General features: G+C 71.1%; 15 protein-coding genes. 7 read left to right on the top strand and 8 right to left on the bottom strand.

The genetic code is table 11. The annotated features are described in order from the left end of the window. The first annotated feature begins 32 nt into the window (after positions 1-32). Positions 33-659, top strand: a complete 627-nt coding sequence (locus ABZT02_RS30360; protein ID WP_356023044.1) for a haloacid dehalogenase-like hydrolase — start codon at positions 33-35, stop codon at positions 657-659. On the opposite strand, the gene ABZT02_RS30355 is transcribed toward ABZT02_RS30360, so the two are convergent. Continuing rightward, the gene (locus ABZT02_RS30355; RefSeq protein WP_356023042.1) at positions 644-904 is read right to left on the bottom strand and encodes a hypothetical protein; all 261 of its coding nucleotides are present in this window, start codon (positions 902-904) and stop codon (positions 644-646) included. The genes ABZT02_RS30360 and ABZT02_RS30355 overlap by 16 nt on opposite strands. A 163-nt stretch (positions 905-1,067) precedes the next feature. Between ABZT02_RS30355 and ABZT02_RS30350 the strand changes: the two genes are divergently transcribed. Both ABZT02_RS30350 and ABZT02_RS30345 read left to right on the top strand, forming a co-directional pair. Then, complete coding sequence (locus tag ABZT02_RS30350) at positions 1,068-1,451, top strand: cold-shock protein (RefSeq protein ID WP_007382863.1); 384 nt, start codon at positions 1,068-1,070, stop codon at positions 1,449-1,451. Beyond that, entirely contained in the window at positions 1,451-1,906 is a 456-nt protein-coding gene (locus ABZT02_RS30345; protein WP_356023040.1) for a hypothetical protein, read from the top strand. Before ABZT02_RS30350 ends, ABZT02_RS30345 begins: the two co-directional genes overlap by 1 nt. Here ABZT02_RS30345 and ABZT02_RS30340 read toward each other — a convergent pair. The 4 genes from ABZT02_RS30340 to ABZT02_RS30325 form a co-directional block, all read right to left on the bottom strand. Continuing rightward, positions 1,899-2,750, bottom strand: a complete 852-nt coding sequence (locus ABZT02_RS30340; RefSeq protein ID WP_356023038.1) for a 1,4-dihydroxy-6-naphthoate synthase — start codon at positions 2,748-2,750, stop codon at positions 1,899-1,901. The two genes, ABZT02_RS30345 and ABZT02_RS30340, sit on opposite strands and share 8 nt — an antisense overlap. After that, on the bottom strand, positions 2,737-3,405 hold the full coding sequence (locus tag ABZT02_RS30335; RefSeq protein ID WP_356023035.1) for a futalosine hydrolase: 669 nt from the start codon (positions 3,403-3,405) through the stop codon (positions 2,737-2,739). The genes ABZT02_RS30340 and ABZT02_RS30335 overlap by 14 nt, the downstream gene beginning before the upstream one ends. A 14-nt stretch (positions 3,406-3,419) precedes the next feature. Beyond that, positions 3,420-3,923 carry a hypothetical protein gene (locus tag ABZT02_RS30330; RefSeq protein WP_356023033.1) on the bottom strand — a complete coding sequence of 168 codons (504 nt, stop codon included), beginning with the start codon at positions 3,921-3,923 and terminating at the stop codon, positions 3,420-3,422. Between the two features lie 72 nt (positions 3,924-3,995). Beyond that, a complete protein-coding gene (locus ABZT02_RS30325; protein WP_356023031.1) occupies positions 3,996-5,339 on the bottom strand; it encodes an MFS transporter in 1,344 nt (447 codons plus the stop codon). 393 nt (positions 5,340-5,732) lie between these two features. Between ABZT02_RS30325 and ABZT02_RS30320 the strand changes: the two genes are divergently transcribed. Continuing rightward, a complete protein-coding gene (locus ABZT02_RS30320; RefSeq protein WP_356023028.1) occupies positions 5,733-6,659 on the top strand; it encodes a DUF3027 domain-containing protein in 927 nt (308 codons plus the stop codon). Between the two features lie 214 nt (positions 6,660-6,873). Next, positions 6,874-9,990, top strand: a complete 3,117-nt coding sequence (locus ABZT02_RS30315; RefSeq protein WP_356023026.1) for a molecular chaperone Hsp90 — start codon at positions 6,874-6,876, stop codon at positions 9,988-9,990. Between the two features lie 5 nt (positions 9,991-9,995). Here the strand turns inward: ABZT02_RS30315 and ABZT02_RS30310 are convergent, their stop codons facing one another. Then, positions 9,996-10,226, bottom strand: coding sequence for a hypothetical protein (locus ABZT02_RS30310; protein ID WP_356023023.1), 231 nt, complete (start codon positions 10,224-10,226; stop codon positions 9,996-9,998). Beyond that, positions 10,223-10,468, bottom strand: coding sequence for a hypothetical protein (locus ABZT02_RS30305; protein WP_356023021.1), 246 nt, complete (start codon positions 10,466-10,468; stop codon positions 10,223-10,225). The genes ABZT02_RS30310 and ABZT02_RS30305 overlap by 4 nt, the downstream gene beginning before the upstream one ends. A gap of 93 nt (positions 10,469-10,561) precedes the next feature. Here ABZT02_RS30305 and ABZT02_RS30300 point away from each other — a divergent pair, with 93 nt between their 5' ends. Beyond that, positions 10,562-11,416: a DUF5707 domain-containing protein gene (locus ABZT02_RS30300; RefSeq protein ID WP_356023018.1), complete on the top strand. Its 855-nt coding sequence runs from the start codon at positions 10,562-10,564 to the stop codon at positions 11,414-11,416. Positions 11,417-11,549: 133 nt separating this feature from the next. Beyond that, a complete protein-coding gene (locus ABZT02_RS30295) occupies positions 11,550-12,353 on the top strand; it encodes a hypothetical protein (RefSeq protein ID WP_356023016.1) in 804 nt (267 codons plus the stop codon). A 33-nt stretch (positions 12,354-12,386) separates the two neighbouring features. Here the strand turns inward: ABZT02_RS30295 and ABZT02_RS30290 are convergent, their stop codons facing one another. Beyond that, positions 12,387-14,774, bottom strand: a complete 2,388-nt coding sequence (locus tag ABZT02_RS30290) for a cation-translocating P-type ATPase (protein ID WP_356023014.1) — start codon at positions 14,772-14,774, stop codon at positions 12,387-12,389. Positions 14,775-14,851: the final 77 nt, after the last annotated feature.

Here is a 14,851-nt window from a genome sequence, read left to right as displayed (position 1 = left end):
GGCGGTCGTACCGCTTGGGCACAATGGCTCATATGGCCTCTACAAGCACCTCCGCGCCGACCGTCGGCTTCGACCTCGACATGACGCTCATCGACTCCCGCCCCGGGATCCACGCCTGCTGGGTGGAACTGGCCGAGCGGACCGGGACGTACGTCGACGCCGACCTGGTGGTCAGTCGGCTCGGACCGCCGCTGGCGGAGGAGATGGCGTACTGGTTCCCGGCGGACCAGGTCCCGGCGATGGCGGACCTCTACCGCGAGCTCTACCCGTCGTACGCCATCACCGGCACCCAGGCGATGCCCGGCGCCCGCGAGGCCATACGCGCCGTGCAGTCCGCCGGCGGGCGGGCGATCGTCGTGACGGCCAAGTGGGAGCCCAACGCCAGGCTGCACATGAAGCACCTGGGCATGGAGCCCGACGCGGTGATCGGCAACCTGTGGGCCGAGCAGAAGGCGGACGCGCTGCTCGAGCACGGCGCGCGCGTGTACGTCGGCGACCATGTCGGCGACGTCCGGGGCGCGCGCAGGGCCGACGCGGTGTCGGTCGCGGTGGCCACCGGGCCGTGCAGCGCGGCGGAACTGACCGAGGCCGGTGCGGACGTGGTGCTGACCGACCTGACGGAGTTCGGGGAGTGGTTTTCGGACTACGACGGCTGCTGACGTCCGGTCCGTGCCTGACGCCTTCCCGCCGCCACGGATTGCAGGACGCCGGCACCGGCCACGACGAATCCGACGGCCATGAGCATGCTCAATCCGAACATGTATGTCGGAAAAGGCGTCGTTCCGAGCAGGAACGGGGCCACGGTGACCAGAGTGGCCACCGCACCGACGAAGAACACGATGGCTCCGGCACGGATCAGTCGGTCACCGGGAGCGGCGGAATTCGTTTGGGTTTTGTCACGCACCGGACCAGGGTAGTTCCCTGCGCGAAGGAACAACCGGGCGACGTCTTGTCACCGGCCTGAAGACCATTAGCCTTGGTACCGGCGGGTCCCGACGACCCGCCCCAGTGCTATCAAGAGCCGTTTCAGAAGCAGTTTTCCGACGAGTACGAGGACGAGGACAGACGTGCCTACCGGCAAAGTCAAGTGGTTCAACAGTGAGAAGGGCTTCGGCTTTCTCTCCCGCGACGACGGCGGTGACGTCTTCGTCCATTCCTCGGTCCTCCCCGCCGGAGTCGAGACGCTGAAGCCCGGGCAGCGGGTGGAGTTCGGAGTGGTCGCCGGGCAGCGGGGCGACCAGGCCCTCTCCGTGGCCATCCTGGACCCGACCCCCTCGGTCGCGGCGGCGACGCGCAAGAAGCCGGACGAACTGGCCTCCATCGTGCAGGATCTGACGACCCTCCTGGAGAACATCACGCCGATGCTGGAGCGCGGCCGTTATCCCGACAAGGCCGCCGGCGGGAAGATCGCCGGTCTGCTGCGAGCGGTCGCCGACCAACTCGACGTCTAGTGAGCGACATACGGACCGAGGCGCCGTCCCCCCAGCTGCTGGAGCACATCCGGCGGCAGCGGCGCCACACCCTGGAACTGCTGACCGTCTGCGCCATAGGCCTGGTCCCGTGGACGGTCCTGCTGGCCTTCACGCTGCCCAGCGGGTACACGGTCCGTCAGTGGCGCACCACCTGGGTCGGCTTCGACGTGCTGCTTCTCCTCGCGATGGGCGCCACGGCCGTGCTCGGCTGGCGTCACCACCGGGGGGTCGTGGTGGCGGCCGTGTCGACGGGTGCCCTGCTGGTCTGCGACGCGTGGTTCGACGTGTCGCTGGCCCTGGGCACCCCGGACGTCTGGTGGTCGGTGGCATTGGCGGTGTGCGTGGAACTCCCGCTGGCGGGCTTCCTGATCCACCGGGTCCTGGGAATGTTGAAACTGGCCCAATGGCCGAACGCCCCGAAGCGCCTCAGATAAACGACAACGCGTCGGGCTTCAAAGCAGGCACAAGACCTTCCGCGGCCGCCCGGGTCAACAGCCCTCGAATCGCCGCATATCCGTCTTCTCCGAGGTCCGCGGTGAACTCGTTGACGTACAAACCAATGTGCTGATCGGCGACCGCGGGATCCATCTCCTGCGCGTGTTCCATGACATAGGGCCGGGAAACCTCGGGCTCGTCCCAAGCGGCCCGCACGGACGTACGGATGGACTCGGCGAGCAACGACAGCCGCTCCACGCCCAGCGACCGCTTCGCGATGATCGCACCCAGCGGAATCGGCAGCCCGGTCGTCGACTCCCAGTGCTCGCCCATGTCCGCGAGCTTGTGCAGCCCGTAGTTCCCGTACGTGAACCGCGCCTCGTGGATGACGAGCCCCGCGTCCACGCGACCGTCCCGCACGGCGGGCATGATCTCGTGGAACGGCATCACGACGATCTCCCCGACCCCGCCCCCCAGGACGTCCGCCGCCCACAACCGGAACAGCAGATACGCCGTCGACCTCTCCGACGGCACGGCGACGGTACGCCCGGTGAGGTCCACTTCGGCCTCCCGCGTCAGCACCAGCGGCCCGCACCCCCGCCCCAGCGCACCCCCGCAGGGCAGCAGCGCGTACTCGTCGAGGACGTAGGGCAGCACGGCGTACGACACCTTCAGCACATCGAACTCACCGCGCTCCGCCATCCCGTTGGTGATGTCGATGTCGGCGAAGGTCACGTCCAGCGCGGGCGCCCCGGGCACCCGGCCGTGCGCGACGGCGTCGAAGACGAACGTGTCGTTCGGGCAGGGGGAGTAAGCGATCTGCAGCGGCTCAGTCGTCGTCATGGTGTTTCCAACTCTCCAGTACGGGCGTCAGCTTCCCGAACCCCTCCGTCAGGGCCGCGAGCGCGTCGCCGATGCGCCAGGCGGCCCGGTCGCGCGGACCGACCGGGTTGGAGACGGCACGGATCTCCAGCACGGGCACGCCGTGCGCCCCGGCCGCCTCGGCGACCCCGAAGCCCTCCATGGCCTCGGCGAGGGCGGTGGGATGGCGTTCCCGCAGGGCGGTGGCGCGGGCGGCCGTACCGGTCACCGTGGAGACGGTGAGCACGGCACCGGCCCGCGCCCCGGTCGCGGCCACGGCGGCCCGTACGAGTGTTCCGGGCGGACGGTGGGTGACGGTCCCGAACCCCAGCTCGGTCACCGGCACGAACCCGTCGGCGGTCTCGGCCCCGAGGTCGGCGGCGGTGATCTCGTCGGCGACGACGAGGGAGCCGACCGGCGCGTGCGGCAGGAAGCCGCCCGCGATCCCGGCGGAGACCACGAGTCCGTAGGGAACGCCCTCCAGTGCGGCCCGGGTGAGCGCGGTGGCGGTGGAGGCGGCGGCGAGGGCGGGCCCCACCCCCACGGCGAGGACGTCGAGGGCAGGCGACGGGCCCGCGAACGCACGGGCCACCGCGTCCCGTTCGACCGGGACGGCGGTGGCCACGAGGATGCGCATCGGGATACGGCGGATCAGTAGTCGGAGTTCTCCAGCTTGAAGTTCCACACGCCCTTGTACGCCTTGCTCTGGCCGGAGGACTGCTTGTCCTGCTCGACGATGCTGATGTACAGCGTCTTCTGCGGGGCCTGGCCCTGCTGCTGGGCGAAGAGGTCGACGCCGTCGAAGGCGTAGTACGACTTCTTGTACACGTAGGTCATCTGCTGGCCGTTGATCCACAGGGCCCAGCCGGTGTCCGCGATCTTCTGGTCGACGCCGACGCGCAGGGTCTCGCTCTGCTTGACCTTGATCGTCTTGACGTCCGACTTCTCCAGGGCGCACTTGGCGGCCTTCGCCTGGCCGAGGTCGTTGCCGTCGTCGTAGCAGACGGCCTCGGAGCTCACCGAGGTCGAACCGACCGTGACGGTGACGCGCGGCGTCGGCTTGTCGCAGGCCGACAGGACGAGCAGTCCGGCGGAAACGAGGCCGGCGGCGGCGACGGCGCGGCGGCGTCGCACAGCGGATTGCAGCGTGGTCATGGCGGAAGGTTATCGGGCACGTCCTACGGTCCTCCTATGCGGGGTACGGCGTGCCGTGCGTGGGGGGCCGGGTTAGGCCACTCGCGCCCTGGGGGAGCTGCCGTGCCGGGCCGAGCTGAGCAGGCCCCTCGCGGTGGCCAGCCAGCCCGTGGCGACCACCGCGGCGGCCACCGAGAGGCCGAGGTAGCCGTTGAGCGGCATCACGATGCCGACGGCGCCGCCGAACACCCAGGCCACCTGGAGCAGCGTCTCGGAGCGGGCGAACGCCGAGGTGCGGACCAGTTCGGGCACGTCCCGCTGGATCAGCGCGTCCAGGGACAGCTTGGACAGGGCCTGCGAGAACCCGGCGACCGCCGCCAGACACGCCACCAGGAACGCCCCGAAGAAGATCGCCGCCGTGATCGCCGCGCCCAGCACGATGGCCACCACGGTCAGGATGATGATCTCCGGCGCTCTCGATCTGAGCCAGGCGCCGACCGCCGTGCCGAGCGCGTTGCCCACGCCCGCCGACACGGCCACCAGGCCCAGGGAGACGGCCGCGCTCTCGCCGGTCAGCGGATGCTCGCGCAGCAGGAAGGCGAGGAAGAAGGTGAGGAAGCCGGAGAGCCAGCGCAGGGCGGCGTTCGCGCCGAGGGCGTGGGTGACGGCGGTGCCGACCGTGCGCAGCCCGGGCCGCTTGACCTCCTTGAGGTGCGGTCCGTGCAGGTGTTCCTCGTCGGCGGCGAGCAGTGCCACGTCCTCGCCCTTGGCCGAGTCGACCTTCGGTGGCAGGGAGAAGGACAGGAACGTGCCGGCGATGAAGATCACGAAGGCGCCGTAGAGCGGCCAGCGCGGTCCGATGGCCTGGAGCCCGGCGCCGACGGGAGCCGCGATGCCGGTGGCGAGGAGGCCGCCGAGGGTGACGCGGGAGTTCGCCTTGACGAGGGAGAAGCGCGGCGGGAGCAGCCGGGGCACGACCGCGCTTCTGACGACGCCGTACGCCTTGGAGGCCACGAGTACGCCGAGGGCCGCCGGATACAGCTCCAGGCTGCCCGTGGCGACCGCCCCGGAGATGATCAGCGCGAGCATCGCCCGGGCGAGCATGGCGCCCGCCATGGCGGCACGGCGGCCGTGCGGGAGGCGGTCCAGGAGCGGGCCGATCACGGGCGCGAGGACGGTGAAGGGCGCCATGGTGATGGCGAGGTACAGGGCGACGCGCCCACGGGCCTCGTCGGTCGGCACCGAGAAGAACACCGTCGAGGCGAGGGCGACGGTGATCATCACGTCCCCCGCGCCGTTGACGGCGTGCAGTTCGATCAGCTTGCCGAGGCCGGACTCGCCCGCCCCGTGCGCATGGGTCGCTTTGCGGATGCCGCGGGCTGTTCCGGTGAAGGGGGAGTGCAGGGCGCGGCCGACAGCGCGCACGGACCCTGTCATCCGGCCCGTACCGCCACCGATCCCGGTGGCTCCCTGGTGTGTCCTCGAGGCTGCCACCCCGTCATAGTGCCCCGAGAAAGCTGTGAGTAGTGCGGTTACCGCGCGTATGAGCGCATATGAAGTGCCCCTGGAGGCCCACTGGAGACCTGCCGGAGGCAATGAACCATCACGTCGGTGTAGGCCGAGCGGCGGCGAACAGGTAGCGTGCGTAGCGCGCCGTGGCGAACGTTCTCGGCCGCGCGCCTCTCCGGCATCCCGCAGAATGGATGGGAGCAGGTGCGCCCGAGCGCGATCGGGCGCGGACGTCGACGCGGTCCTCCGGTCCGCTCCGTCCGCACCCACCGCCTTCAGGCCGGCGCACCCGAGTGACGGCGTAGGAGAGAAGCGATACCTGTGAGCGCAGCGACAACGCGAAGCCGCACCCCCGACCGCCTGTGCGCCGAGGCCGTCGACCTCGCCCGTGCCGCCGCCGAGGAGGCCGCCGCGCCCGGTGTGGTGGGCGAGCACGCGGGACTGGTCTCCGAGGGAGACCGTGTCGTCACGCACTTCTTCGAGTGCAAGGAGCTCGGGTACCGGGGCTGGCGCTGGGCCGTGACGGTGGCGCGCGCCTCCCGCGCGAAGCTGGTGACGCTGGACGAGGTCGTCCTGCTGCCCGGCCCGGACGCGCTGCTCGCGCCGGAGTGGGTGCCGTGGAGCGAACGCCTGCGCCCCGGGGACATGGGCCCCGGCGATCTCCTGCCCACCGACGCCGAGGACCTGCGCCTGGAGCCCGGCTACACCGGCGAGGACGAGCCGCTGCCGAGCGCGCCCGTCTCCGAGGAGATGGCCGAGCTGGTCGAGGCGGAGGACGCGGAGCTCACCGCGGGCACCCCCTCGAACCTTCCGGTGGCCCCGACCCGCGGCTCGATCGCCGCCGTCGCCGAGGAACTGGGCATGCGCCGGGCCCGGGTCCTGTCCCGCTACGGCCTCCATGTCGCCGCCGACCGCTGGGAGGAGTCCTTCGGCGCGCAGACGCCGATGGCCCAGGCGGCCCCGGCGCCCTGCGTCAGCTGCGGCTTCCTGGTCCCGCTGGGCGGTTCGCTGGGCCAGGCCTTCGGCCTGTGCGCGAACGAGTTCGCCCCCGCGGACGGCCGCGTGGTCTCCCTGTCCTACGGCTGCGGGGGCCACTCGGAAGCGGCCGTCATGCCCAAGCCTCCGCAGCCGCCCCCGCCGGTGATCGACGAGACCCGAGTCGACCCGTTCCCGCTCCGCCCGGCACCGGACTCCGGGTCGGTGCCGGTCCTCGCGGACGAGGACGCGGCGGAGCTGGGCCACTCGTAGGACGCGGCGGAATCGGGTCACTCGTAGGAGGGGCGCCCGCTCAGGGGCGCGGCCCTTCGCCGCTGGCGCGCGGTGACGTTCGGGCTTTCACCCGTGCTTCGCCGCCCCGGGAATCCGGTTCTCCTCCGTGCCGGGGCGTGGGCCGCAGGGGCGGAGTTTCCCTCTCCGCTCGTCGCGGTACCTTCATCGTCACGCCGACGAGGAGAGTGTGAACGTGAGCAAGTTCGTGCGGCCCGCTGCCGAGGGTGCCGACCCGTTCGGGACCGCCCGTCTCAGGCGAGGGGTGCTGGACGCCTGGGCGACCAGCCCGGCCCGGTTCCGGGAGGACGCCAACGCCGAGGAGGACCTCGTCCTCGGCGGGTACCGGGACCGGCTCGTCGTCGAACTCGCGCAGAACGCGGCCGACGCGGCGGCCAGGGCGGGCGTGCCGGGACGGCTGCGGCTCACCCTCCGCGAGGGCGTCCTGTTCGCGGCCAACACCGGCGCCCCGCTGGACGCGGCCGGTGTCGAGTCCCTCTCCACGCTGCGTGCCTCCGCCAAGCGCGACAACGCGGACGGTTCGATCGGCCGCTTCGGCGTCGGCTTCGCCGCCGTCCTCGCCGTCACCGACGAGCCCGCCGTCGTCGGCCGCCACGGCGGGGTCCGCTGGTCCCTCGGCGAGGCCCGCCATCACGCCGCCGAGACCGCCCGCCACAGCCCCGGGCTCGGGGACGAGATCCGCCGTCGCGACGGCCATGTCCCGCTGCTGCGGCTCCCGTTCGCCGCCGAGGGCAGCGCGCCCGACCCCTACGACACGGTCGTCATCCTCCCGCTGCGCGACACCGCCGCCGCGGACCTGGCCGAGCGTCTTCTGCACGCCGTCGACGACGCCCTCCTCCTCGCCCTCCCGGGCCTGGAGGAGGTCGTGATCGAGACGGACACGACCCGCACGATCAGCCGCCGCACCGAGGGCGACCTCACGGTCGTGGAGGACTCGCGGGACGGCACGACCCGGTGGCGTACGGCGTCCGCGCACGGGCCGCTCACTCCCGAACTGCTCGCCGGCCGGCCGGTCGAGGAGCGGCTGCGGCCGCACTGGTCGCTCACCTGGGCCGTGCCCGCCGACCCCGACGGCACCCCGGCCCACCCCCGCACCAGCCCCGTCGTGCACGCACCCACGCCCAGCGACGAACCGCTCGGTGTCCCCGCGCTGCTCATCGCCTCCTTCCCGCTGGACACCACCCGCCGGCACACGGCGCCCGGACCGCTCACCGACTTCCTCGTGCAGCGCGCGGCGGACGTGTACACCGAACTCCTCGCCGGCTGGCGCCCGGTGAGCGAGGGGATCATCGCGCTGGTACCCGGCCCGCTGGGCAAGGGCGAGCTGGACGGGGCGCTGCGGCAGGCGATCCTGGAACGGCTGCCGCGCACCGCGTTCCTGCCGCCCGCCCTGAAGCCCGGTGACGACTCGGAACTGCCGGAGGTCCTGCGTCCGCGCGAGGCCGAGGTCGTCGAGGGCGCGGGCGCCGACACCGTACGGGTGCTCGCCGAGGTGCTGCCCACGCTGCTGCCCGCCGGTCTCGAACGACGCGTCGAGCTGCGGACGTTGGGCGTCGCCCGGGTCCCGCTGACGGAGGCCGTCGACCGGCTCGCGGGCCTGGAGAAGGAACCGGAGTGGTGGCAGCGGCTCTACGACAGCCTCGCGGGCGTCGACCCCGACCGGCTCTCCGGCCTTCCCGTGCCGCTGGCCGACGGACGTACGACGGTCGGGCCCCGGCAGGTGCTCCTGCCCACCTCGGACGGGCCCCTGATCGACCCCGAGATCCTCGCCCGGCTCGGCCTCAAGGTCGCCCACCCGGACGCCGCCCACCCGCTCCTGGAGAAGCTGGGCGCACTGCCGGCGACTCCGCGCGCGGTGCTCACCACGCCCCAGGTGCGGGCCGCCGTGGCCGCCTCCCTGGACGACGACGGCGGCATGAGCTGGGAGGAGGACACCCCGGACGCCGAGGAGTTGGCCGACACCGTCCTCGCGCTCGTCCGGGACGCGGGCCTGGAGCCCGGCGACGAGCCGTGGCTGGGCGCGCTCGCCCTGCCCGACGAGGAGGGGGAACTGGTCCCCGCCGGTGAACTCGTCCTCCCCGGCAGCCCGTTCGCCCAGGTCATGCGCGAGGACGAACTCGCCTACGTGGACGCCGAGCTGGCCGGGAAGTGGGGCGAACAGCCCCTCGCCGCGTGCGGAGTGCTCGCCAACTTCGCCCTGGTCCGGGCCACCGACGTGGTCCTCGACCCCGACGAACTGGAGCCCCGCGAGGGCGACTTCGCGCAGCCGGACGACGCCGGGCTCCTCGACGCCGTGGACGTGTGGTGCGAGGACATCCTCGACCGCTTCCCGGACACACCGGTACCGCCGGTCGCCACCGAACTGGTCGCCGTACGCGATCTCGACCTGGTCGACGAGGACAAGTGGCCCGAGGCCCTCGCCCTGCTCGCACAGCCCCCGCTCAGGGACGCTCTCACCCAGCAGGTCCGCATCCTCCTGCCGGACGGCACGCACGAGCTCGTACGGCCGTACACCGCCTGGTGGCTGCGCGGGAACCCGGTGCTCGACGGCCGCCGCCCCGCCGGTCTGCTGGCGGCCGGGGGAGACCCCCTGCTCCGTGGCCTGTACGAGGAGGCGGACGCGACCGGGTTCGACGACGAGCAGGTCCTGCGGGCACTGGGCGTACGGACGTCGGTGGCCGCGCTGCTGGAGGAGCCGGGGGGCGCCGCGGAGCTCCTCGACCGGCTGACCGACCCGGAGCGGCCGGTGTCCTCCGGCCAACTGCACGCGCTCTACGGCGCGTTGGCCGACCTGGACCCGGAACAGGTCACCCTGCCCGACGAGCTGCGGGCCGTCACCGACGGCCGGGTCGAGGTCGTGGACGCGGCCGACGCGGTGGTCGTCGACTCGCCGGACCTTCTCCCCTTCACCGAGGGCGTCCCCCTGCTGCCGGTCCGCCCGTCCCGGGCCGCCGAACTGGCCGAACTCTTCCAGGTCCGCCGACTGAGCGAGTCCGTGACCGGCTCCGTCGACTCCGAGGGCACGGAGCACGAGGTCCCGGAGCCGGTGCGGATCCTGCTGGGCGCGAGCACCCCGGCCTCGTACGTCGAGCACGAGGAACTCGTCGTCGACTGCGTGGAGATCGACTGGCGCCTCACGAACGACGGCGTCCTGCACGCGGCCACCCTGGAGGGCGTGGCAGCGGGCCTGGCCTGGGCGGCGCGCCAGTGGCCCCGCCGCTTCGAGGTGGCGGCCCTCCTGGAGGACCCGACCCGCACGGAGGAACTGGCGCGGGACCGCTGGTTCGACTGAGCGGCTCAGCCGGAGCCGGGGTCCAGGAAGTATGCGTAGTTCTCCAGGTCGAGCGTGACTCCGGTCAACTGCCGGACACGCTCGGCATGCTCCTCCGTCAGCGGCACATCCCCGACCAACTCGTCCGGCGCAATCCCCACGAGGTCCGCGAGGACGTCCACGCCGACCGCGGTGACGTCGACGGACGAGTCGAGGAACTCGCCGTCCTTCGGGAAACGGGAGATGGCGAGTCTCACGCGGAACCGTCCCGCTCCGGTTCCAGGAAGTAGTCGTACGTCTCCAGGTCGAGCGTGATGCCGGTGAGGTCCCGGACACGCTCGGCGTGCTCCTGCGTCAGCGGATACACGTTGACCAGTTGCTCCAGCGGGGTCGCCAGCAGTTCTGCCCAGGCTGCCCCGCCGGCCGCGGTGACGTCGACGGACGAGTCGGGGAACTCGCCGTCCCTCGGGTAACGGGTGATGTTGTAGACGATGCTCACACAAATTTCTTACCAGGTGTGCAACGAGTCGGCCCGGGCGCGCATCTGACCCCACGAGCCGCCAGGCTCCACGACCAGTCCCTGGGGGAACGCATGCGCATCCGCACCACCGTGGCCGCCGTCTCCGGCGGTCTCGTCCTCGCCGCCCTCGCCGTCCCGGTCGCACAGGCCGATGACGGGGGCCTGCACAAACCCACCGCCGCGGAGCGTTTCGGCGTCTCCAGAGCCGCGATGAGCGCCGCCGCGGACGACGCGGAACTGCCGGTCGTCTCCAAGGTGACGGTCAACGGCGGCAAGAGCATCGTGGCCGGTACGACCGGCACCAAGACCTTCGCCGTGTCGCTGACCGCCAGCCACTCCGCCGGTATCCAGGACGCGTACATCGACCTGTGGCACGGCAGGGACCACGCCCACGTCGATGGCGTGTTCGCCCCGAACGAGCAGAACGCCACCTGCACCGCGGTCAACGCCACCACCTCGACCTGCAAGCTCACCATCACGGTCGATTTCAGCCGAGAGCTGTACATGAACTCGCTGGCCGGTACCTGGCACGTGACGGCCGCCGCGATGGCCGCCGACGAGGCCGGCACCGACTACTGGAACGACTTCTACGGCACCCACAAGGTCCAGCGCCTCTCCAAGCTCACCGCCAACGCCTCCCCGGAACCGGTGAAGAAGGGCAAGACCATCACCGTCACCGGCAAGCTGACGCGCGCCAACTGGGAGACCCGCAAGTACGCCGGTTACACGTCCCAGCCGGCGAAGCTGCAGTTCCGGAAGAAGGACTCCGACACCTACACCACCCTCAAGACCGTCAAGACCAACAACAAGGGTGATCTGAAGACCACGGTCAAGGCCACGGTCGACGGGTTCTTCCGCTGGAGCTTCGCGGGCACCTCCACCACCCCGGCGGTCAACGCCGCGGGTGACTTCGTCGACGTCAAGTAGGTCGAAGAGAAGTAAAGCGTTGCGCATGTGCGGCCAAAATCATGCCCCACCCGTACAACCAGTCCCCTGAGTCACGGATCTACGGAGTGAGTCATCAGACTCCGAGATCCTTCTCTCCTCATGGGGAACGCACATGCGCATACGCGCCCTCGTCCTCGTCGCCTCCGGCGCCGTGGCACTCTCCGCCCTCGCCGTGCCGTCCGCCTCGGCCGCCACGGCCGGGCCCGCCGTCACCTTCTCCAACCTGAAGGTCAACAGCGGCAAGAACATCGTCGTCGGTTCGACGTCCATGGTGACGGTCTCGGCGACCTACACCGTGACCAAGCCGGCGAACCTGAGCGCCAGCTCCTTCCAGACCGGGCCCGTCCTGTACCGCGGCGCCACGCTCAGCCTGGACTCCGACGACCTGCTCGGCGGTGACGGCCCCGGCACCTGCACGGCCTCCTCGTCGACGGTCCTGAAGTGCTCGGCGAAGATCCAGTTCCGCCCGAAGTCCTCCGACGAGGACATCGACCTGGTCAGCAGCGAGGCGGGTACCTGGAAGCTGGGCGCCGTCGCGGTCAACACCAGCAATGACGGGATCACCTGGCAGGGCAACCTCGGCAGCACCCACCTCCAGCGCCGGGCCACCCTCACCACCGACGCCTCCCCGGAGCCGGTGAAGAAGGGCAAGACCATCACCGTCACGGGCAAGCTGGCCCGCGCGAACTGGGACACCAACAAGTACGCGGGTTACTCGACCCAGCCGGTGAAGCTCCAGTTCCGCAAGAAGGGCAGCAGCACCTACACGACCCTGAAGACCATCAAGACGACGTCCACGGGCACGCTGAAGACGACGACCACGGCGACGGCCGACGGCTACTACCGCTACAGCTTCGCGGGCACGACGACGACCTCGCCCGTGAGCGCGGCAGGCGACTTCGTCGACGTCCAGTAAGCAGAACGGGCCCGTCCCGGCTGAAGCCCAGCGCTAAGCGGGAACGCGGCGGTCGACCCACCTCCACAGGAGTTCCAGGACGGCCGCCGCCACCACCGAGATACCGACCGCGATCCACGGCATCGTCACCCCGACCAGCTTCAGCGCGAAGAAGTCCTGCAGCCACGGCACCGCCAGGACCAGTACGAACCCGAGGCCCATCGCCGCGACGAGCGCGAGCCGCCACCACGTGTACGGCCGGGCGATGATCGCCAGCACCCACATCGAGATCAGGAACAGGGTCAGGGTCGCCGCGCTGGTCTCCGCGTCCAACGAGCCCTCGCCCGTGTAGTGGTGACGGGCGATCAGATACGTCACGAAGGTCGCGATCGCCGCCACCACCCCGCCCGGGATCGAGTACCGCATCACCCGCCGCACGAAGTGCGGTCGCGCGCGTTCCGTGTTGGGCGCGAGGGCCAGGAAGAAGGCCGGGACGCCGATCGTCAGCGTCGACAGCAGCGTCAAGTGCCGTGGCAGGAAGGGGTATTCGACCTGCCAGCACACCACGAGGACCGCGAGCAGCACCGAGTAGACGGTCTTCACCAGGAACAGGGTCGCGACCCGGGTGATGTTGCCGATGACCCGGCGGCCCTCCGCGACCACGGATGGCAGCGTCGCGAAGCTGTTGTCGAGCAGCACGATCTGCGCGACCGCCCGCGTGGCCTCGGACCCGGAGCCCATCGCGACCCCGATGTCGGCGTCCTTCAGGGCGAGCACGTCGTTGACCCCGTCACCGGTCATCGCGACGGTGTGCCCGCGCGATTGCAGCGCCCCCACCATGTCCCGCTTCTGCTGCGGAGTGACCCGGCCGAAGACCGTGCCCTCGTCGAGCGCCTTCGCCATCCCGTCCGGGTCGGCGGGCAGGTGGCGCGCGTCGACCACGCTGCCGTTCAGCCCCAGCTTGGCCGCCACCGCCCCGACCGACACCGCGTTGTCGCCGGAGATGACCTTGGCGCGGACATTCTGTTCGGCGAAGTACCGCAGGGTGTCGGCCGCGTCGGGCCGCAGCCGCTGTTCCAGTACGACGAGGGCGGTCGGCCGTGCTCCCCGGGCGACCTCGGGATCGTCGAGGTCACGGGAGGCCCGGGCCAGCAGCAGCACCCTGAGGCCCTGCTCGTTGAGCCGCCCGGTCTCGGTGAGGGCGGGGTCGTCGGGGGGCAGGAGCACGTCCGGCGCCCCCAGCAGCCAGGTACTGGACTCGCCGTCGCCCTCGCTGAAGGTGGCCCCGCTGTACCTGCGGGCGGAGGAAAAGGGGAGCGACTCGGTACAGCGCCACTCCTCGACGTCCGGGTAGGCGTCGATGATCGCCTGGAGGGAGGCGTTCGGCCGCGGGTCCGACTCGCCGAGGGCGCCCAGGACGTTGCGTACGTACGACTCGTCGGCGCCCCCGAGCGGCCTGAGCTCGGTGACGTCCATGCCGCCCTCGGTGAGGGTGCCGGTCTTGTCGAGGCAGACCGTGTCGACGCGGGCCAGGCCCTCGATGGCCGGGAGTTCCTGGACAAGGGCCTGTTTCCGGCCAAGCCGGATGACGCCGATGGCGAAGGCGACCGAGGTCAGGAGGACGAGCCCCTCGGGGACCATGGGCACGATTCCGCCGACCGTCCGGGCGATGGAGTCCTTGAGGTCGTTGTCCTTCACGAACAGCTGGCTGACGACCAGGCCGATCGCGGTCGGGACCATCATCCACGTCACGTACTTGAGGATCGTGGAGATGCCGGAGCGCAGTTCGGAGTGGACCAGGGTGAACCGGGAGGCCTCCTCGGCGAGCTGGGCGGCATAGGCCTCGCGGCCCACCTTGGTCGCCCTGAAGGCGCCGCCGCCGGCGACCACGAAGCTCCCGGACATCACCTGGTCGCCGGGCCGCTTCACCACGGGGTCGGCCTCGCCGGTCAGCAGTGACTCGTCGATCTCCAGGCCGTCGGCCTCCACGACCTCCCCGTCGACCACCGCCTTGTCGCCGGGGCCGATCTCGATGAGGTCGTCGAGGACGATCTCCGAGGTGCTGACCGGCGTCGCGGTCCCGTCCCGCCGTACCGTCGGCCTCGCCTCGCCGATCACCGCGAGCGAGTCGAGGGTCTTCTTCGCCCGCCATTCCTGGATGATGCCGATCCCGGTGTTGGCGAGGATGACGTACCCGAACAGGCTGTCCTGGAACGGCGCGACGAACAGCATGACCACCCAGAGCACACCGATGATCGCGTTGAACCGGGTGAAGACGTTCGCCCGGACGATCTCCGCCAGGGTCCGGCTGCTGCGCACCGGTACGTCGTTGACCTGGCCCCGCGTCACCCGCTCGGCGACCTCGGCGGCGGTCAGCCCGGTCACGGCCGGGGACAGGGCCGTCGTGCGGTCGAGTTCGGCGCCCGCGTCGGTGTGCGTCATGCATTCGACGGTACGTGCGGTTTTGCGGCTTCACCCGCCGAGTGACCGGAAGTTCCGACCTGGGGAGGAGACCGGAA

It is taken from the genome of Streptomyces sp. NPDC005402, assembly GCF_040606575.1.
Lineage (GTDB): Bacteria > Actinomycetota > Actinomycetes > Streptomycetales > Streptomycetaceae > Streptomyces.
This window is presented reverse-complemented; position numbering and strand designations above follow the sequence as displayed.

Coding starts and splice junctions, on each gene's coding strand:
- ABZT02_RS30300 (WP_356023018.1), top strand. CDS start 10,562: ATGCGCATCCGCACCACCGTGGCCGCCGTCTCCGGCGGTCTCGTCCTC.
- ABZT02_RS30290 (WP_356023014.1), bottom strand. CDS start 14,774: ATGACGCACACCGACGCGGGCGCCGAACTCGACCGCACGACGGCCCTG.
- ABZT02_RS30325 (WP_356023031.1), bottom strand. CDS start 5,339: ATGACAGGGTCCGTGCGCGCTGTCGGCCGCGCCCTGCACTCCCCCTTC.
- ABZT02_RS30295 (WP_356023016.1), top strand. CDS start 11,550: ATGCGCATACGCGCCCTCGTCCTCGTCGCCTCCGGCGCCGTGGCACTC.
- ABZT02_RS30330 (WP_356023033.1), bottom strand. CDS start 3,923: ATGACCACGCTGCAATCCGCTGTGCGACGCCGCCGCGCCGTCGCCGCC.
- ABZT02_RS30340 (WP_356023038.1), bottom strand. CDS start 2,750: ATGACGACGACTGAGCCGCTGCAGATCGCTTACTCCCCCTGCCCGAAC.
- ABZT02_RS30335 (WP_356023035.1), bottom strand. CDS start 3,405: ATGCGCATCCTCGTGGCCACCGCCGTCCCGGTCGAACGGGACGCGGTG.
- ABZT02_RS30360 (WP_356023044.1), top strand. CDS start 33: ATGGCCTCTACAAGCACCTCCGCGCCGACCGTCGGCTTCGACCTCGAC.